General features: G+C 68.4%; 19 protein-coding genes. 13 read left to right on the forward strand and 6 right to left on the reverse strand.

What is annotated here, in order from left to right:
- Nucleotides 1-18 precede the first annotated feature (18 nt).
- From J2X01_RS08865 to J2X01_RS08890, 6 genes are all read left to right on the forward strand, one after another.
- Nucleotides 19-1,830 carry an FAD-dependent oxidoreductase gene (locus J2X01_RS08865; RefSeq protein ID WP_310055823.1) on the forward strand — a complete coding sequence of 604 codons (1,812 nt, stop codon included), beginning with the start codon at nucleotides 19-21 and terminating at the stop codon, nucleotides 1,828-1,830.
- Nucleotides 1,831-2,013: 183 nt separating this feature from the next.
- Entirely contained in the window at nucleotides 2,014-2,433 is a 420-nt protein-coding gene (locus J2X01_RS08870) for a VOC family protein (protein ID WP_310055825.1), read from the forward strand.
- Between the two features lie 243 nt (nucleotides 2,434-2,676).
- Nucleotides 2,677-2,886 (forward strand): hypothetical protein, encoded by a 210-nt coding sequence (locus J2X01_RS08875; protein WP_310055827.1) that lies wholly within the window; start codon nucleotides 2,677-2,679, stop codon nucleotides 2,884-2,886.
- Nucleotides 2,887-2,964: 78 nt separating this feature from the next.
- On the forward strand, nucleotides 2,965-3,765 hold the full coding sequence (locus J2X01_RS08880; protein WP_310055829.1) for an alpha/beta fold hydrolase: 801 nt from the start codon (nucleotides 2,965-2,967) through the stop codon (nucleotides 3,763-3,765).
- Complete coding sequence (locus J2X01_RS08885) at nucleotides 3,762-4,466, forward strand: esterase/lipase family protein (protein ID WP_310055831.1); 705 nt, start codon at nucleotides 3,762-3,764, stop codon at nucleotides 4,464-4,466. The genes J2X01_RS08880 and J2X01_RS08885 overlap by 4 nt, the downstream gene beginning before the upstream one ends.
- Before the next feature lie 217 nt (nucleotides 4,467-4,683).
- Nucleotides 4,684-6,036, forward strand: a complete 1,353-nt coding sequence (locus J2X01_RS08890; RefSeq protein ID WP_310055832.1) for a phosphoribosyltransferase family protein — start codon at nucleotides 4,684-4,686, stop codon at nucleotides 6,034-6,036.
- A gap of 24 nt (nucleotides 6,037-6,060) precedes the next feature.
- On the opposite strand, the gene J2X01_RS08895 is transcribed toward J2X01_RS08890, so the two are convergent.
- The 5 genes from J2X01_RS08895 to J2X01_RS08915 all read right to left on the reverse strand — a co-directional run bounded on the left by J2X01_RS08895 (nucleotide 6,061) and on the right by J2X01_RS08915 (nucleotide 8,664).
- Nucleotides 6,061-6,789: a hypothetical protein gene (locus J2X01_RS08895; protein WP_310055834.1), complete on the reverse strand. Its 729-nt coding sequence runs from the start codon at nucleotides 6,787-6,789 to the stop codon at nucleotides 6,061-6,063.
- Between the two features lie 138 nt (nucleotides 6,790-6,927).
- Nucleotides 6,928-7,614, reverse strand: coding sequence for an SRPBCC family protein (locus J2X01_RS08900; RefSeq protein WP_310055836.1), 687 nt, complete (start codon nucleotides 7,612-7,614; stop codon nucleotides 6,928-6,930).
- Nucleotides 7,611-8,066, reverse strand: a complete 456-nt coding sequence (locus tag J2X01_RS08905; RefSeq protein ID WP_310055838.1) for a hypothetical protein — start codon at nucleotides 8,064-8,066, stop codon at nucleotides 7,611-7,613. Before J2X01_RS08905 ends, J2X01_RS08900 begins: the two co-directional genes overlap by 4 nt.
- A 5-nt stretch (nucleotides 8,067-8,071) precedes the next feature.
- Entirely contained in the window at nucleotides 8,072-8,203 is a 132-nt protein-coding gene (locus tag J2X01_RS08910; RefSeq protein ID WP_310055841.1) for a hypothetical protein, read from the reverse strand.
- Nucleotides 8,200-8,664, reverse strand: a complete 465-nt coding sequence (locus J2X01_RS08915) for a universal stress protein (RefSeq protein ID WP_310055844.1) — start codon at nucleotides 8,662-8,664, stop codon at nucleotides 8,200-8,202. Before J2X01_RS08915 ends, J2X01_RS08910 begins: the two co-directional genes overlap by 4 nt.
- 141 nt (nucleotides 8,665-8,805) lie before the next feature.
- Here J2X01_RS08915 and J2X01_RS08920 point away from each other — a divergent pair, with 141 nt between their 5' ends.
- Nucleotides 8,806-9,678: an NAD-dependent epimerase/dehydratase family protein gene (locus J2X01_RS08920; protein WP_310055847.1), complete on the forward strand. Its 873-nt coding sequence runs from the start codon at nucleotides 8,806-8,808 to the stop codon at nucleotides 9,676-9,678.
- A 42-nt stretch (nucleotides 9,679-9,720) separates the two neighbouring features.
- Here the strand turns inward: J2X01_RS08920 and J2X01_RS08925 are convergent, their stop codons facing one another.
- Entirely contained in the window at nucleotides 9,721-10,470 is a 750-nt protein-coding gene (locus tag J2X01_RS08925) for a FadR/GntR family transcriptional regulator (protein ID WP_310055850.1), read from the reverse strand.
- Nucleotides 10,471-10,610: 140 nt separating this feature from the next.
- Between J2X01_RS08925 and J2X01_RS08930 the strand changes: the two genes are divergently transcribed.
- From J2X01_RS08930 to J2X01_RS08955, 6 genes are all read left to right on the forward strand, one after another.
- The gene (locus J2X01_RS08930; protein WP_310055852.1) at nucleotides 10,611-11,906 is read left to right on the forward strand and encodes an ABC transporter substrate-binding protein; all 1,296 of its coding nucleotides are present in this window, start codon (nucleotides 10,611-10,613) and stop codon (nucleotides 11,904-11,906) included.
- 83 nt (nucleotides 11,907-11,989) lie between these two features.
- Entirely contained in the window at nucleotides 11,990-12,952 is a 963-nt protein-coding gene (locus J2X01_RS08935; protein ID WP_310055856.1) for a carbohydrate ABC transporter permease, read from the forward strand.
- Nucleotides 12,949-13,851 (forward strand): carbohydrate ABC transporter permease, encoded by a 903-nt coding sequence (locus tag J2X01_RS08940; protein WP_310055859.1) that lies wholly within the window; start codon nucleotides 12,949-12,951, stop codon nucleotides 13,849-13,851. The genes J2X01_RS08935 and J2X01_RS08940 overlap by 4 nt, the downstream gene beginning before the upstream one ends.
- A 6-nt stretch (nucleotides 13,852-13,857) precedes the next feature.
- Nucleotides 13,858-15,006, forward strand: coding sequence for a galactonate dehydratase (dgoD, locus tag J2X01_RS08945; RefSeq protein WP_310055861.1), 1,149 nt, complete (start codon nucleotides 13,858-13,860; stop codon nucleotides 15,004-15,006).
- 5 nt (nucleotides 15,007-15,011) lie between these two features.
- Nucleotides 15,012-15,713: a bifunctional 4-hydroxy-2-oxoglutarate aldolase/2-dehydro-3-deoxy-phosphogluconate aldolase gene (locus J2X01_RS08950; protein ID WP_310055864.1), complete on the forward strand. Its 702-nt coding sequence runs from the start codon at nucleotides 15,012-15,014 to the stop codon at nucleotides 15,711-15,713.
- Nucleotides 15,710-16,693: a sugar kinase gene (locus J2X01_RS08955; protein ID WP_310055867.1), complete on the forward strand. Its 984-nt coding sequence runs from the start codon at nucleotides 15,710-15,712 to the stop codon at nucleotides 16,691-16,693. Before J2X01_RS08950 ends, J2X01_RS08955 begins: the two co-directional genes overlap by 4 nt.
- Nucleotides 16,694-16,710: the final 17 nt, after the last annotated feature.

Below are 16,710 nucleotides of genomic sequence, written 5' to 3' on the forward strand. Positions count from 1 at the left end.
ACCACCATGGAGAACCCGATGAATGCAGCCCCAGCCAACCCACCCCCTGTCCCCACCCCCGGCCGCACCCTCGACTGCGACGTCCTGGTGATCGGATCCGGTGCCGGCGGCCTCGCCGCCGCCGTGACCGCCGCGTACCACGGCCTTTCGGTGATCGTGGTGGAGAAAGCAGACGTCTGCGGCGGAGCGACCTCCTGGTCCGGCGGCTGGGCCTGGACCCCGGGCAACCCGCTCGCCAAGTCCGACGGCGTCAACGAGGACAAGGAAACCTTCCGCACCTACCTGCGCCACCGGCTGGGCGAGTACTACCAGGCGGACAAGGTGGATGCCTTCCTCGAAGCCGTCCCCCACATGGTCGGGTTCTTCCAGGACAAAACCGCCCTGCAGTTCGTCCCCGGCGCCAAAATCAACGACGTCTACGGCAAGACCCCCGGCGCCGGCACCGGACACCGCTCGGTAGGTCCCAAACCCCTCAACGCCCGCAGCCTTAAGCCCGAACTGCGCGCCAAGACGCGCCACCAGCTCTACGAAACCTCGTTTCTGGGCATGGGCATCATGGCCGGACCTGATCTCGCGAAATTCCTGTCCGCCTCCCACGGCAACCTCAAGGGACTCTTCCACGCCAGCTGGCGCTCCGGCCTTCACGTCCTGGACCTGTTGACCCACCGGCGCAACATGCAGCTCGTCAACGGCACCGCCCTCACCGCCCGGCTGATGAAGTCGGCGGATGACCTGGGCGTGGACATCCGCGTCTCCACCCCGGCCCGGCGGCTGCTCACCGACTCGGACGGCACCGTGACCGGCGCCGTCGTCGGCTCACCGGAAGGAGAGCTGCAGATCAACGCCTCCCGCGGCGTCGTGCTCGCGGCCGGCGGCTTCCCCAACGACGTTGCCCGGCGAAAGGAACTTTTCCCCAAGACCCCGACAGGCCGGGAACACTGGACGCTTGCGCCGAAGGAAACCACGGGCGACGGCATCAGCCTGGGCCAGTCAGTGGGTGGCCACTTCAAGACCGACGTGAAATCCGCGGCCGCCTGGTGCCCCGTCTCGCTGGTGCCGTACCGCAGCGGCCGAACCGGCACCTTCCCGCACATCATGGACCGCGCCAAACCCGGCAGCATCGGCGTGCTGCGAAGCGGCAAGCGCTTCGTCAACGAGGCGGACGGCTACTACGACTACGTCACCGCGATGCTCGAGGCCACTCCGGAGGGCACGACGGCGGAGTCCTGGCAGATCGCCGACAGCCGCTTTGTCCGCAGGTTCCCGCTGGGCATGGCCAAGCCGCTGCCCGTTCCCCTCTTGCCCTACCTGCGCTCCGGCTACCTCAAGAAGGGCCGCACGCTGGAGGAGCTTGCCGCGAACTGCGGGATCGACCCCGCCGGGCTGCAGGCCACCGTTGAAGAGTTCAACCGGAACGCGCGGCGGGGTGTGGACCCGGACTTCGGCCGCGGCGAGACGCCGTTCAACCGCTACGGCGGGGACTCCAAGACCGGGCCGAACCCGTCGCTCGGCCCGATCGAGAAGGGCCCCTTCTACGCTGTCCGCGTCGTTCCCGGCAGCTTCGGCACCTTCGCCGGGCTGGCGGCGGACGCCCGCTCACGCGTGCTGAACGACGACGGCGAGCCGATCGCCGGGCTGTACGTTGCCGGCAATGACCAGGCCAGTGTGATGGGCGGCCACTACCCGGCCGGCGGGATCAACCTGGGCCCGGCCCTGACCTTCGGTTACATCGCCGGCCGCGACCTCGCTGGTGCGGCCGCCTACGAGGACGACGGAACCGTGCCGGCGCCTGGGTCTGAACTTGGGACACCCGCGGCGATGCTCCGGTGAGTGGACGCAGTGATCCTCAACCCGACGGGGATGGCGCGGCTACAGCATGTCGCTGGCACGACTACAGCAGGCACCTACCCTGAACGGCTAATTTGGGGCAGGATATGCCCTGTAATAGCGTGCCGGCCGCGGCCGCACCGCGGCACCCCCTGGCCGGTGCCCCAGCTGCAAGGAGTTCCGGATATGACCACGCTGAACCCGTACCTGAGTTTCCGCGACAACGCGAAAGAAGCCATGACCTTCTACCAGTCGGTCTTCGGCGGCCAACTGAACATGAGCACCTTCGGCGAGTATCACGCCAGCGAGGACGCCGCCGAGCAGGACAAGATCATGCACGCGATGTTGACCTCGGAGAAGGGCCTGGTGTTAATGGGCGCGGACACTCCCAATGGGATGGACTACACGCCCGGCAGCAGCATCTCCGTGTCCCTGAGCGGCTCCGATGAGACCGAACTGCGCGGCTACTTCGACAAGCTCGCCGACGGCGGAAAGGTCACCGTGCCCATGGAGAAGGCGCCGTGGGGGGACATCTTCGGCATGTGCACCGACAAATTCGGGACCGACTGGCTCGTTAACGTCGGCGCCGAGCCGGGCCAGGCCTAGCGCACGGTCCGGCCTGGTTCGTTTTGACAGCGGGAAAAGTCCGGTCCGGGCTTTTCCCACTGTCTGTCCAGGCTTAAATCCGGGGGAGCCCGGCGCTGAGCCGTCTCGGGCTGCGCCCCGGGCAGGTGCCGGGGCCGACCGCCTCCGGGACGTATTCCCCTTCCCGGCCGCGCCCGGCTATTCTGAAGGCGGCCGGGACACCGCATTTACGGGTCCACCCTTCCCGGTCCAGAGAGGCGTGCCATGACCGAGAAGCTGCACCTCACGCCGGACGATGAATTCCCGGAGGACCTCAGCACGGTGGCGGACAAAGAGTTGCAGGTCCTGGACAGCCAGGTCCAAAGGCAACTGGACTATGAATATGTGGCCGACGGCGAACCCAATCCGGAGACCGAGTTCAGGCACTACGACCTTGACGAGGAATTCAGCGAGCGGGACAAGCGCGACAGCTGACCGGCGGGATTCCGTCAGTATGCTTACTGTACGCTGACCACGGCGTTACGAGGAAGCACTGAACAGAAAAGAGCCATCATGAGCAGGCCCGAACGCCTTGAGATTGAGGCCGCAGGCCAGCTTGGCCATGTGTTCGTTTCCAAGGGACCGGCCGGCCACGCGACGGCACGGCCCGCCGTCGTACTGATCCACGGAATCGGCGTCTCGCACCGCTACCTCAGCAAACTTCACGGGCTGCTGGCGGAATCCGCTGACACCTACTCGATCGACCTGCCCGGCTTCGGCGCCACGCCCCGCCCAGAGAAGACCCTCCCCGTCGCGGACCACGCCAGCTACCTCCTCGGCGCGCTGGAGCAGTTGGGCGTCCTGGAGTTCGTGCTCGTCGGGCACTCGATGGGAACCCAGTTCGCGATCGAAGCCACGCTGCAGCAACCGGGCCGGATTTCCCAACTGGTCCTGATGGCGCCGGTGGTGGATCCGCTGCGCCGCACGGTGGTGCAGCAGGCCCTGGCGCTCGGCCGGGACAGCCTGTTTTTCGAAAGCCCCTCCTCGAATGCCCTTGTCTTCACGGACTACTTCCGCTGCGGCCCGGGCTGGTACCTGAAAACCCTGCGCGTCATGATGGATTACCCCACGGAAGTACGGATCACCGGAGTCACGGCGCCGGTCCTCGTCCTGCGCGGGGCCAACGACCCGGTCGCCTCCTCAGGGTGGTGCCGCCGGTTGGCCGGACGCGCAGCCCAGGGGCAACTGCTCGAAATCGAAGGCACCGGGCACGTCGTGCAGCACAACCGCTCCGTGGAAGTCGCCGGAGCCATCCTGGACTTCGCCCGCATCGGCCGAACGGCCAGGGAAACTCCCCAGGAGCGCCCGGCATGAGCGGGGTCCTGCAGTCCGCCGGTTGGTGGGTTCGGGATTACCTCTACGCCGCGGGCCGGCAGCTCCTCAGCGCCGTTTCCCGGACCAGCCCCGATGATTTCCTCGGCGGCACCGGGCGGCCTATCGTCGTGATTCCGGGAGTTTACGAGGATTGGCGCTTTATGCTGCCCCTGGTCCGGCGGCTTCACCAAGAAGGCCATCCGGTGCATGTGCTGACCCTGCTGCGCCGGAACGGGTTGGCCGTGCCCAAGGCAGCGGATCTGATTGCCGGATACATCCGGGATCGTGACCTTTCGGACGTGGTGATCGTCGCCCACAGCAAAGGCGGGCTGATCGGCAAATTTGTGATGATGCAGCTGGATCCGGAACGCCGGATCGCCGGCATGGTGGCAGTCTGCTCGCCCTTCTCCGGCTCGCGCTACGCCTCGCTGATGCTGCTGCCGAGCCTGCGCGCCTTTTCGCCCCGGAGCGCGGTGACCATGCAGTTGGCCCGGGAGGAACGCGTCAACGAGCGCATCACCTCGCTCTACGGGCTCTTCGATCCGCATATCCCTGAGGGCAGCGTGCTGCCCGGCGCCTGTAATATCCAGCTGGACACTGGCGGCCACTTCCGGATCCTGGCCCACGAGGACACCGTCCGCACCATCCTGGAAACGACCGCCGGGATGCCGTCGGCGCCTGCCGCCGCGCCTCCGGCCTAAACCTCGACGTGCGTGCCGGCGGGTCCTTCGCGGCACTGGTTGTCCCGCGGAATTCCCGGGGCTGAGGGGCGCCGGCTAAACCGGGCACAAAGGCCCTCACTTCCGGCGGGTTCCTGACAGATAGTGGGAGGGAGCGGTCAGCTGGTCATTTTCCCAGCCTGCGGAGCGTATGCCTGGATGAGGCGGCGGCCGACATCTCGATTGGAAAGCCGTACCAATGAGCATTTTCGAAGACAGGGTCGACGCCGGCCGGCAGCTGGGAAGGCGGCTCGCGGAACTGCGGGGCCAGGACATTGTGGTCCTGGGTCTGCCCCGCGGCGGCGTCCCGGTCGCGTTCGAAGTTGCCGCCGCCCTCGACGCACCGCTGGACGTGATCGTGGTGCGGAAGCTGGGACTTCCGTACCAGCCGGAGCTTGCCATGGGCGCGATCGGTGAGGGCGGCGCCCGGGTGCTGGAGGAACACGTGCTGGCCCATGCCCGGGTCAGCGACGCGGAGTTGCAGGCCGTCGAAGACCACGAACGCGCCGTGCTGGAGAACCGGGTAGCCCGGTTCCGGAAGGGCAGGACGCGCCAGGACCTGACCGGACGCATCGCCGTGATTGTCGACGACGGGATCGCCACCGGTTCCACGGCCAGGGTCGCCTGCCGCGTTGCCCGGAAGCTCGGCGCCGCACGGGTGATCCTGGCTGTTCCGGTTGCCCCGGCCGACACGCTCAGTAACCTGACCGAGCCCGACGAGCTCGTCTGCCTCGCCACCCCGCACCACTTCTCCGCCGTCGGCTACCACTACCGCGATTTCTCCCCCACCGACGACGACGAGGTGGTGCAGTTGCTCGACGCCGCGGCCCGGCGGCTGCAGCACTCGACGCCGGACTCCCGGGCGACGGTCGCTGCCGGGATGCAGGACGCCGCCGAGTTCGACGCGGAAGTCGAAATCCCGTCGCGCGGCGTCCGGCTCCAGGGCCAGCTGCACCTGCCGGTCCCGGCCCCGGGCGTGGTGCTCTTCGCGCACGGCAGCGGCAGCAGCCGGCACAGCCCGCGGAACCGGTACGTGGCCGGGATCCTGCAGCAGGCCGGACTCGGCACCCTGCTCCTGGACCTGTTGACCCCGGCGGAGGAACGAAACCGCGCCAACGTCTTCGACATCGAACTGCTGGCCCGCCGGCTCTCCTCAGCCACTGACTGGCTCGCCGCCCGGCTGGACACGGAATCCAGCTCGGTTGGCTATTTCGGCGCCAGTACCGGCGCCGGCGCCGCGCTCTGGGCGGCCTCCGAACCAACCGCCAGAATCGACGCCGTCGTCTCCCGCGGCGGCCGCCCCGATCTGGCCGGGCCCAGGCTGTCCGCCGTCCGGGCGCCGACGCTCCTCATCGTGGGCAGCTACGACTACGAGGTGCTGGAGCTCAACCGCAAAGCGAAGTCCATGATGCGCTGCCCCAACCAGCTGGCTGTGGTCCAGGGCGCCACCCATCTCTTTGAAGAACCCGGGACGCTGGCGGCGGCAGCCATCCTGGCCCGGGACTGGTTCGTCGACTACCTGTTGCGGGCCGAGCCCAATCCCCAGGTGTAACTGCTTGAGTCCGCCGTCGACCCGTCAGATCCCGTGCACCTTATGGTGTCCGCCGGCCCGGTGGCGGTAGGCGTACACCAGCAGCGCCACGCCGGCGAGCAGCAGGAGCGCCGGGACCAGGAATTCGCTCGCGGTGACCAGCACCGTGGCCTGCACGGCGAAGATCAGCCCAAGCACGGCCAGGACCGCTGCCGGGATCAGCGGCCACTTCATCCTTGCAGGTTGCGCAGGCTCACCGGAACCGGGGCTGGAGGCAGGGTGGAAGCCGGGGGCGGGGTAAACGGGAACCAGGGACAGCGAAGCGAACGTGGCGGCCAGGCCCAGGAACAGGACCGCGGCAAGGGGCATGCCCTCCCAAGCTGGCGGCAGGGCGACCACGATGGCAAGCGTCAGCATCACCCCGCAGGGGATCAGCGCCCACCAGTTGGAACGTTCACGCACGTACACGGCGCCGAAGCCTGTGCCCATGAACAGGAACAGCAAGGCGGCGGCCCAGTCCGCCGCGGCGCGCGGCCAGAGCAGCGTGATCAGGATGACCGCCGCCAGGCCCAGGAATACCGAGCCGGGGATGGCCGCCCACCAGTTGTCCCGGCTGCGCAGGAACAGGGTCAGGAAAACGGTCCCGGCCGCAGCGAACAGCAGCGGCCAGACGAGGGCTGCACTGTCAAGGATCCCGAGCAGATCAAGCAGCAACAGAAGGCCCGCCGCCAGCAATGTGACGCCGGCGATGATGCTTGTTCGTGCCGATTGCACCGTTTGCCTCCCGGAACCCGGCGGGTGTCACGCACCGCCCTGGATCTCCACGCTATGGCTGTGGGGTCCGCCGGCGTAGGGCACAAGGTCATGGTCCAACGGCCGCCTGGCTGGTGTGGCTTGGCCAGCGCCGCCGGGCTAGCGGCCGCGGCCCTCGGCCCGGGACTTGATGCCCAGCAGCATGCGCCGTTCCATGATGAACTGCAGCGGCTCCAGCACCGGCCGGAGGATCAGTCCCACGGGCAGCGGGGAATAGTCGTACCGCGTGCGGGACAGCAGCCGGGTGGTGCGGCCGTCGACGGGCTGCAGCACAAAGGTCCAGCCGAGCTCCAGCCGCGGTCCCGCGGTGGCACTGCCGGGCGCGGTGATCCTCCCGGTGCGTGGATCCATGCTTCCGCCGAGGGCCAGCACGGATCCGGTCTCCAGGCGCCGGACCGGGATGCCGACGTCGGGACCCAGCGGGATGAGATCGCCGACGTCGAGCTGCTGGTATTCGGGAAGGATCCGGTCCGTGCTGTGGATTCCGAGGCCCGCGGCGTTCTCCAGCAGGTCATAGCTGTACATTCCGCCGCGTCCCGCGCCCAGCTGGACGAGCCAGGGCCAGATACTCTCGGCCGGTGCGTTGATGGTGACGGCGCGGGTGCTCTGCATCCGCGGCGTTTGGACGAGTTCGTCGCCGGGTAGCGGGCCGGCGGACTCCTGTGAGGTGGCCCCCCAGTTCAGCAGCCGGGGCCGGACGGCGAGAACGTATCCGGCGGCGGCCGCCGCCGCGGCAAGGGCGGCCAGCGGACCGCGGAGCCGGGCGGATGCAGGGGAGCGGCTCATGCGGTGTGGCCTTTCTCGGGCGGGTGCTTCTCATCCGGATGCTGGCTTCGCCAGTGCGCGATTGCGGACGGGACAAGGAACGCCAACGCCGGGACGCTCCACAGCCAGAATCCCCAGCCGAACAGCAAGAGGCCCAGATGGAACGCGATCACTCCGGCCCAGCCGGCGGTGGCCCACCGTCCGCCGCGAAGCAGCAGAACCCCCAGCCCAACCTCGCCCACGGACAGGACCAGGCCCCAGGCGGCGGGATTGGCCATAAAGACCTCGCGCCAGGCGGCGGTGATAAACGGCAGCAGCGCCTCGTCGGCGAAATGCCGGTAGGACTCCGGGCCGGCGGCGGCGATTCCGAAGTGGATGCCACCAGTGAACAGGAAGAAGCAGCCCACGATTTGTCCGGGCCGCCCGGAATGCTCCGTCCGCCGCGTCCGTGCTGATGCCTGCAGCTGCGCCATGCCTGTTAGCTTTCCGGGCCGGGAACGGCGCCGGTGTCCGCGGTGTGCGGCCGGTGCGACCGACCGCGCAGCGGCAGGCCGCCGGTGGCGCCGGTGAGTACCCAGTGCGCCCGGACCGGCCACCAGCTGCGGTTCATCCCCTCGCCTGGTGCTGTCCCGTTTCCTCGCCAACCACCAGTACCGGGCAGTGGGCATGTGCCACGCAGGCACCGCTGACCGATCCCATGACCTGCGCCAGGAAGCCGCCCCGGCCGCGCCGGCCGACGACCAGGAGCTGGGCGTCCCGGCTCTCCTCCACGAGGACCTTGGCCGGAGGGCCGAACTTCACGGTCCGGGTGAGGCTCTCCGGGACGGTCCCGCCGAAGGCGCGTTCCAGGGACTCGTCGACGAGCCGCTTGGCCGTCTCCTCCAGCTGGGTGGTGGTGGGCGAGCGCTCCTCAGGCAGGTGGGAGGCCAGGAAGAGGTCCGACGTGCCCAGGCAGGTGACGACTTCCAGCGGCGCCCCCAGGCTCGCGGCCATCCGCCCGGCGAGCCGAAGCGCCGTCGTCGAAAAATCCGAACCGTCCACGCCCACGACTATCCGCTGATCAGCGTTCATGGCACCCAGCCTGCCCGGTCCGCCCGGCACCGCCTAGGGCCGAAAGTCACGCGGGGAACCGCCCGGTCCGGCCGAAGGGGGTGTGCAGCCTCCCCGGCCGGCCCTAGGGTGGAACAAATCCCCACGACCCGAGGAGAACCGATGCGAGTTGCTGTTACTGGCGGAAGCGGAAAGCTCGGCCGGAGCGTTGTCCGGCGGCTCAGCGGTGACGGCCACGAAGTCATCAACCTGGACCGCACCGGCACGCGCGGACACGGTTACGCCGAGGTGGAGCTGCGCAACTACGGCCAGGTGGTCGATGTGCTCCTGGGCCTTGAGGACCGGCACGAAGGGTTCGACGCGGTGGTGCACCTGGCAGCGATCCCCGCCCCCGGACACGCTCCGGACGCCGCAACCTTCGAACACAACATGCAGGCCACGTACAACGTGTTCCAGGGGGCCCGCCGGGCCGGGATCAAGAAAATTGTCTACGCCTCCAGTGAGACGGTGCTGGGTCTGCCGTTCGACGTCGGCCCTCCGTACCTGCCGGTCGACGAGGAATATCCGGCGCGTCCGGAGAGCACCTACTCGCTGGTGAAACACCTTGAGGAGCAGATGGCGATCCAGTTCACCCGCTGGGATCCCGAATTGAGCATCACCGGGCTGCGTTTCTCCAACGTGATGGACCCGGAGGACTATGAGGAGTTCCCGGGCTTCGACGCCGACGCGACGCTGCGCAAGTGGAACCTCTGGGGCTACATCGACGGCCGGGACGGGGCCCAGGCCGTGGCGCGCGCCCTGGAGCACGGCGCCCCGGGGTTCGAGGCGTTTATCATCGCCAACGCCGATACCGTGATGAGCCGCACCAGCGCCAGCCTCGCCGCCGAGGTGTTCCCCGCCGTTCCCGTGGTCAAGGAACTGGGCAGGCACGAAAGCCTGCTCTCGATCGCCAAGGCCCAGCGCCTGCTCGGCTACGCGCCGGAGCACAGCTGGCGGAACTACCACCCGCTGCGCACCACTCCCACCGAAGACTGAACACACCGGCGCACACAGACACCGAGGGCCGGATTCCGGGGCTTAGGTGCTGGGCTCGGCGGCGGCCGGCTGCTGGCGGCTGGACCAGATGTTGCCCATCTCCTCGGAGGACTGTTCCACGATCCGGCTCATCGCGGCGTGCGCCGCGTTCGCCTCGCCGCGCTGGATGGCGCTGGCGACATCCACGTGCAGCTGCAGTGCCTCGTGATTGGGCAGGTGCGGCATCAGGCCGTGCTCGGTGCGTCCGGTCAGGACCTCGGTGACGAGGTTGTGCAGCTGGGAAAACATGGGGTTGCCGGAGGCCCTGAGCACGGCGGCGTGGAACAGGATGTCCAGCCGGAGGAATTCGTCGTTGTCGCCGCGCTGGCCCGCCGCCCAGAGCCGGGCGGCCTGGGCGACCAGATCGCTGCCGGCGTCCCAGGAGGCGCGCCCGGCGGCGAGCCGGGCAGCCTGGGGCTCGATCGCGCCGCGGAGTTCGTTCAGCGCCTGCAGCTGCTCCAGCCGCCTGGAGGAGGCCAGGCGCCAGCGGATCACCAGCGGATCGTAGGCGTTCCAGCTCTCTTCGGGCTGCACCACCGTCCCCAGCCGCCGTCGTGATTCGAGCATTCCCTTGGAGGAGAGCACCCGCGTGGCCTCCCGGACCACCGAGCGGGATACCCTGTGCTGCGCCTCAAGCTCGTCCAGGCGCAGGATCGAATGCGGCGCCAGGGTCCCCTCGGCAATAGCGAGCCCCAGCTTGTGGACCAGCACGGAATGCAGGTCAGTTGAGGACTCCGCCTTTGGGGTTGTCATAAATAAATCATACTCGTGGCCCACAAGGGGTTGTTTAAGTCTGCTTTATTTATCTAAGATCGCTTCCAGAACAGATGTAAAGATGCATCTGCAGCCGGCTGGACGGTGACATCCAGCCCCCAAGGAACCAAGGAGTCGTAATGAAGCGACGTTCGATCATGCAGTACGCGGCTGTCGCCGCGGCACTGTCTCTGGGTCTCACCGCCTGCGGCGGAGCCAGCGGCAGCAGCGACGCGAAAGCCGCCGGCACCGTCCGGGTCACCCTCGCGAACCACGTCTGGACCGAAGGCATCAAGGCGGCCATTCCGGAATTCGAAAAGTCCAGCGGCCTCAAGGTGGAGCTCACCCAGCTTGGCGAAGACCAGCTCTCGGACCAGTACAACGTCAAGCTCAACGCCGGCAGCGACGAGATCGACGTCATGATGTACCGCCCGCTCCAGGAGGGCAAGGCGTTCGCCAAGAACGGCTACCTCGCCGACCTGACGTCCAAGGTGTCCTCGGACTCCGGCTGGGACTGGAAGGACTACCAGGAGGGCCCGGTCAAGGCCACCACAGCTGACGGCAAGGTGGTCGGCGTCCCGATCATCACCGAACGCGAAGTGCTTTACTACCGCAAGGACCTGCTGAAGGCCGCCGGCCTTGAGGTTCCCACGACCATGGACGAGCTCGAGGCAGCGGCCAAAGCCATCAAAGCCTCCTCCCCGGACACCGCCGGTTTCGTGGCCCGCACCGGCAAGTCCGCCGCCGTCACCCAGTTCTCCAGCTTCCTCTACAGCTTCGGCGGCGACTTCACCGACGCCAGCGGCAAGTCCGCCGTCAACTCCGACGCCGCCAAGCAGGCCTACGCGTTTTACGGCGGCCTGATCAAGAACTACGGCCCGGCCAACGTCAGCACCGACATGAGCTGGCCCGAGGCGATGGCCATCTTTACCCAGGGCAAGGCCGCCTTCTACACCGAGGCCGACTCGCTGTACAAGAACGCCACCGACCCGGCCAAGTCCAAGGTCGCCGACACGGTCGGCTTCGCCGCGCTGCCGGCCGGCCCGGCAGGTTCCAAGCCCTACAACATCCCGTCGTGGGGCCTTGCCGTCAACCAGGCATCGGGCAACCAGGACAACGCCTGGAAGTTCATCCAGTGGGCCACGAGCAAGGAACGCACGCTCGAGGCCCAGAAGGCCGGCGTCCCCGGACCCCGCGCCTCCGTCTGGTCCGACCCCGCCGGTACCTCCACCTACCCGCAGGACCTGGCCGAGGCCATCACCGCCAGCGCCAAGACCGGCGTAGGCCACGACCGTCCCGAGGTTGTCACCGTCGGCAAGGCCCGCGAAATCGTGGGTGGCCCGATCGTCGCGACCATCACCGGTGATAACGCGTCCGCTGCCGCGGACACCGCCCACGATGCCTTCCAGAAGTTCCTGGACAGCGAAAAGAAGTAGCGCAACACCAGACGGGGCGGCGGCCCAGCCGCCGCCCCGCCGCGGCCAGCTCTTCCCTTCACCCCCGACTCCTTAGGTGAACCATGTCTGTACTCTCCCCTCCCCGCAACGCGCAGTCCCAGCCGCCGTCCGGCCGGAACTCCACCCGCAGCGCCCGTGAGAATTTCTCCGCCTGGGCCAACCGGCACCGGAAGTGGCTCTTCGCCGCCCCCGCGATGATCTTCGTCGGCGTCCTGATCGTCTTCCCGCTCGCCTGGACCCTGTACCTGAGCCTCACCGACTCGCAGGGGTCCGTCCGGGCCGCCGCCGAGTTCGTCGGCCTGGAAAACTACGTCACGGTCCTGTCCGACGTCGAACGCTTCTGGCCTGCCGTGGGCCGCACCCTGTCCTTCACCGGCGTCGCCCTGGTTTGCGAGGTCGTGCTCGGAATGTGCATCGCTCTGCTGCTGTGGCGCCCGTTCCGCGGGGAAAAGTGGGTCCGCGTGGCCATCCTGCTGCCGCTCGTGGCCACCCCGGTCGCGGTCGGCATGATGTGGCGGCTGATCTTCGACCCGAATATCGGCTTCGTGAACCAGCTGCTGGGCATGGTTGGCATCCCGCCCCAGCCCTGGCTGTCCGGCCAGGACACCGCCCTCGGCACCACGATCTTCATGGACGTGTGGCAGTGGACCCCCATGGTGGTGCTGATCCTGCTCGCCGGGCTGACCTCGCTGTCCGAGGAGCCCGACGAGGCGGCCCGGATGGACGGCGCCAATGCCTTCCAGCGCTTTTTCCTGATCACGCTGCCCCTCATGATGCCGACCGTGATCGTTGCCATCCTGCTGCGCGGCATCGATGCCCTCAAAACGTTCGACATCCTCTACGCCACCAAGGGCAAGGGCGGCGGTTCCTTCCACGAGGTGGAAACCCTCAATGTCTACGCCTACGGCCTGAGCTTCGACTACAACCAGTACGGGCTGTCCTCCGCGGTGCTGATCCTGTTCTTCATGATCATCATCGGCTCCATGTGGCTGCTGACCATGCGCAAGAAAGCGGTAAGCAAATGACCGTCCAGACCGAACCCCAAACCGACACCGCCGCCCGGCCCGCACCCGAACCCGCACCCGTGCCCGCCCCGCCCCGCCGCAAGCCGCTGGGCGTCCGCGCCTACAAGGTCTTCCGCGTCGCGGCCCTGATCGGCGTCGTGCTGTTCCTGGTGGCCCCGCTGTTCTGGATGCTGCTGGCATCCTTCAAGACCAATGTGGACATCTACGACACCGGCAAGTCGTTCTTCTTCACCCCCACGGGCGAGAACTACGCGAACGTGCTGCAGCGCAACAACTACTTCGTCTTCATCTTCAACAGCTTCTGGGTGGCTTTCGTGTCCACGGCACTGTCGCTGGTCCTCGGCGTCCCCGCGGCCTACGCGATGAGCCGGTTCACCATGCACCGCTCGGCGCTTGTGGTCCTGATGGCCCGCGTCATCCCCGGCGTCTCGCTGCTGGTGCCCTGGTACTACGTCTTCTCCAACCTGAAGATGGTGGGCGGGTTCGAGGTGCTGATCCTCAGCCACATGTTCGTCTCACTGCCGCTGATCGTCTACATCATGATGAGCTACTTCGACTCGCTGCCGCTGGAGCTGGAGGAATCCGCGCAGGTGGACGGGCTCACCCCGATCGGCGCGTTCCGCCGCATCACCCTGCCGCTGTCCGTGTCCGGCATCGCCACCGCGGGCATCCTGTCCTTCATCTTCTCGTGGAACAACTTCATGTTCGCCCTGGTGCTCTCCGGCTCTAAAACCAAGACCCTGCCGGTCGCGATCTTCGACTTCGTCTCCTACGCCAGCATCGACTGGGGCGGCCTGATGGCGGCCGCCACGGTGGTCACCATCCCGATCATGATCATTGCGCTCTTCACGCAGAAGTACATCGTGTCCGGCATGACCGCCGGCGCGACCAAGGGCTAGGCCACGATGACACTCATCAGCAGGATTGAAACCTTCCTCGTCGCCCCGCGCTGGCTCTTCGTCCGGATCGAGACCGACAGCGGGATCGTCGGCTGGGGCGAGGCCAGCTGCGAGGGCCGCAGCGAAACGGTCCGCACCGCCGTCGAGCAGCTCTCCGAGCTGCTGATCGGCAACGACGCGCTCCGGATCGAGGACCACTGGCAGGTGATGACCAAGGGCTCCTTCTACCGCGGCGGTCCCATCCTGGCCAGTGCCGTGTCCGGGCTCGACCAGGCCCTGTGGGACATCGCGGGCAAGCACTTCAACACCCCCGTGCACCAGCTCCTGGGCGGCCACGTCCGGGACCGGATCCGGATGTACGGCTGGGTGGGCGGGGACGAGCCCAACGAGGTGGCCGACCAGATCAGCGCCCAGCTGGAGGTCGGGCTCACGGCCGTGAAGATGAACGCCAGCGGCCGGATGAGCCCCATCGCCTCCGTGGCCGAGCTCGACGGCGTCGTCCGCCGCGTTGCCGCCGCCCGCGAGGTCCTCGGTGACCACCGTGACGTCGCGGTCGACTTCCACGGCCGGTTCAGCCTCGCGAACGCCCGGCGGGTGGCGCCACTGCTGGAACCGTACCGGCCCTTCTTCCTCGAAGAACCCGTGGTCCCGGAAAACACCCACCTGCTGCGCGAATTCACCTCCTCCACCACGACGCCGGTCTCCACCGGTGAGCGGCTGTACAGCCGGCAGGAATTCCTGCCCGCGCTGCAGGCCGGCATCGCCGTGGCCCAGCCGGACCTTTCGCATGCCGGCGGCATCACCGAGGTCCGCAAGATCGCCTCGCTCGCGGAAATCTACGAGGTCCAACTGGCCCCGCACTGCCCGCTGGGACCGCTGGCGCTGGCCGCCTGCCTGCAGGTGGGTTTCGCGACCCCCAATTTCCTGATCCAGGAGCAAAGCATCGGGATCCACTACAACCAGGGCGCCGAAGTCCTGGATTACGTGGTGGACAAGTCCCCGCTGAAGTTCGTAGACGGCCACATCGAACGCCTGACCGGCCCGGGTCTCGGCATCGAAATCGACGAGGCCGTGGTCCGCGCCGCGGACAAACGCGGCCACGCCTGGCGTGGGCCCGTCTGGCGGCACCCCGACGGAGCCTACGCAGAATGGTGAACAAGATGACGGACGAACTGAACAAGATACTGACCCCGGAGGCCCTGACCCCGGAGGCCCTGCTGGCCGGAATCCGGGAGGCCCGGCTGGTCGCGATCGTGCGCGGCACCGACGGCGGCGCCGCCGCGAAGGCCGCCCTCGCGGTGATGGAGGAAGGCTTCCGGTACGTCGAAATCGCGCTGACCACGCCGGATGCCCTCGCGGCGATCCGGGAGGTCCGCGCCGCCGCCCCCGCCGGCTGCTTCGTCGGGGCCGGCACCGTGCTGACCGCGCAGGACGTGGAGCAGGTGGACGCGGCCGGCGGCCAGTTTATGGTCACCCCGGCGTTGGCCGAATCGATCGAGGTCTCCGCCGCACGCGGAATCCCGGTGCTGGCCGGGGCCATGACGCCCACCGAGGCCTACGAGGCGATGACCCGCGGCGCCACTGCGGTGAAGCTCTTCCCCGCGTCCACCGGCGGACCGCGTTACCTCAAGGCGCTGCGCGACCCGTTCCCCGGGATCCCGTTCATCGCCGTCGGCGGCGTGGGTCTGGACGAAGCCACCGGTTACTGGCAGGCGGGGGCCGTCGCCGTCGGCCTGGGCAGCCCGCTCTTCGGGGACGCCGGCTCGGGCGGTGACCTGTCCCCGGTCCGTGAGCGCGCCCGCGGTTTCATGGCGCTCGCCGCCGAATTCGATCGCCGGATCGCCGCGGAGAGCCTGCGGTGATTCCCGACGCAGAGAGCCCTGACCTCCTGACCTTCGGCGAATCCATGGTTTCGCTGCGCTCCGCGGGGCCGCTGTGTGCCGGCGGCTCCCTGGGCATGCACGTGGCCGGGGCGGAATCGAACGTGGCCGTCGGTGTCGCGCGGCTCGGCCACCGGGTGGGGTGGGCCGGGGTTGTGGGCGCCGACCCCCACGGCGAGTTCATCCTGCGGCAGCTCCGGAGCGAGGGCATTGGCGTGCAGCACCGGGTGGATGGCAGCCGCAGCACCGGAGTGATGTTCCTCGAGCAGCGCACCGCCGACGTCACCCGGGCCTTCTACTACCGTGCCGGTTCCGCCGGATCCGGCCTGGACCGGGACGACGTCGACCGGGCCCTCCAAAACGGCGCCCGGGTCCTGCACCTCACCGGGATCACCGCAGCCCTCAGCCCGGAGGCACGGCGGGCCGTGGAGTATGCGGCCGCCCGGGCCGCCGGCGAGGGCCGGGAAGTCTCCCTCGACGTCAACTACCGCAGCAAGCTCTGGTCCCGGGACGAGGCGCGGGCCGTCCTCACCCCGATCGCCCGGCACGCCAGTATCCTGATCGCCTCCGACGACGAACTCGGGCTGGTCGCCGCAGGGCCCGGGCAGTCCGGCGGCGCCGACGACGCCGAATCGGCCATGGCCGCCGAACTTCTGGACCGCGGGGTCCGGGAGGTTGTGGTCAAGCGGGGTGCGGCCGGCGCCGGGGTCCACACCGCGGCAGGCCGGTGGGAAACGCCCGCCGTGCCCGTCACCAGCATCGACACCGTGGGCGCCGGCGATGCGTTCACCGCCGGCTACCTCTCCGCCCTGCTCGACGGCGAGGACATAGCCGGCCGCCTGCAGCGCGGCGCCTTGGCCGGGGCCTTCGCCGTCAGCACCGCAGGGGACTGGGAGGGCCTGCCCCGCCGGGACGAGCTGATGCTGCTCGGTGCCACGCCCAGCGGAACCACCCAGCGCTAGGCCCGGCCGGCCCCAGA

Source organism: Arthrobacter ginsengisoli (assembly GCF_031456935.1).
Classification (GTDB): Bacteria; Actinomycetota; Actinomycetes; order Actinomycetales; family Micrococcaceae; genus Arthrobacter; species Arthrobacter ginsengisoli.

Bases quoted from the DNA above. Each gene is read 5' to 3' on its own strand.
- J2X01_RS08865 (WP_310055823.1), top strand. From the start codon at position 19: ATGAATGCAGCCCCAGCCAACCCACCCCCTGTCCCCACCCCCGGCCGC.
- J2X01_RS08870 (WP_310055825.1), top strand. From the start codon at position 2,014: ATGACCACGCTGAACCCGTACCTGAGTTTCCGCGACAACGCGAAAGAA.
- J2X01_RS08875 (WP_310055827.1), top strand. From the start codon at position 2,677: ATGACCGAGAAGCTGCACCTCACGCCGGACGATGAATTCCCGGAGGAC.
- J2X01_RS08880 (WP_310055829.1), top strand. From the start codon at position 2,965: ATGAGCAGGCCCGAACGCCTTGAGATTGAGGCCGCAGGCCAGCTTGGC.
- J2X01_RS08885 (WP_310055831.1), top strand. From the start codon at position 3,762: ATGAGCGGGGTCCTGCAGTCCGCCGGTTGGTGGGTTCGGGATTACCTC.
- J2X01_RS08890 (WP_310055832.1), top strand. From the start codon at position 4,684: ATGAGCATTTTCGAAGACAGGGTCGACGCCGGCCGGCAGCTGGGAAGG.
- J2X01_RS08900 (WP_310055836.1), bottom strand. From the start codon at position 7,614: ATGAGCCGCTCCCCTGCATCCGCCCGGCTCCGCGGTCCGCTGGCCGCC.
- J2X01_RS08905 (WP_310055838.1), bottom strand. From the start codon at position 8,066: ATGGCGCAGCTGCAGGCATCAGCACGGACGCGGCGGACGGAGCATTCC.
- J2X01_RS08910 (WP_310055841.1), bottom strand. From the start codon at position 8,203: ATGAACCGCAGCTGGTGGCCGGTCCGGGCGCACTGGGTACTCACCGGC.
- J2X01_RS08915 (WP_310055844.1), bottom strand. From the start codon at position 8,664: ATGAACGCTGATCAGCGGATAGTCGTGGGCGTGGACGGTTCGGATTTT.
- J2X01_RS08920 (WP_310055847.1), top strand. From the start codon at position 8,806: ATGCGAGTTGCTGTTACTGGCGGAAGCGGAAAGCTCGGCCGGAGCGTT.
- J2X01_RS08925 (WP_310055850.1), bottom strand. From the start codon at position 10,470: ATGACAACCCCAAAGGCGGAGTCCTCAACTGACCTGCATTCCGTGCTG.
- J2X01_RS08930 (WP_310055852.1), top strand. From the start codon at position 10,611: ATGAAGCGACGTTCGATCATGCAGTACGCGGCTGTCGCCGCGGCACTG.
- J2X01_RS08935 (WP_310055856.1), top strand. From the start codon at position 11,990: ATGTCTGTACTCTCCCCTCCCCGCAACGCGCAGTCCCAGCCGCCGTCC.
- J2X01_RS08940 (WP_310055859.1), top strand. From the start codon at position 12,949: ATGACCGTCCAGACCGAACCCCAAACCGACACCGCCGCCCGGCCCGCA.
- dgoD (WP_310055861.1), top strand. From the start codon at position 13,858: ATGACACTCATCAGCAGGATTGAAACCTTCCTCGTCGCCCCGCGCTGG.
- J2X01_RS08950 (WP_310055864.1), top strand. From the start codon at position 15,012: ATGACGGACGAACTGAACAAGATACTGACCCCGGAGGCCCTGACCCCG.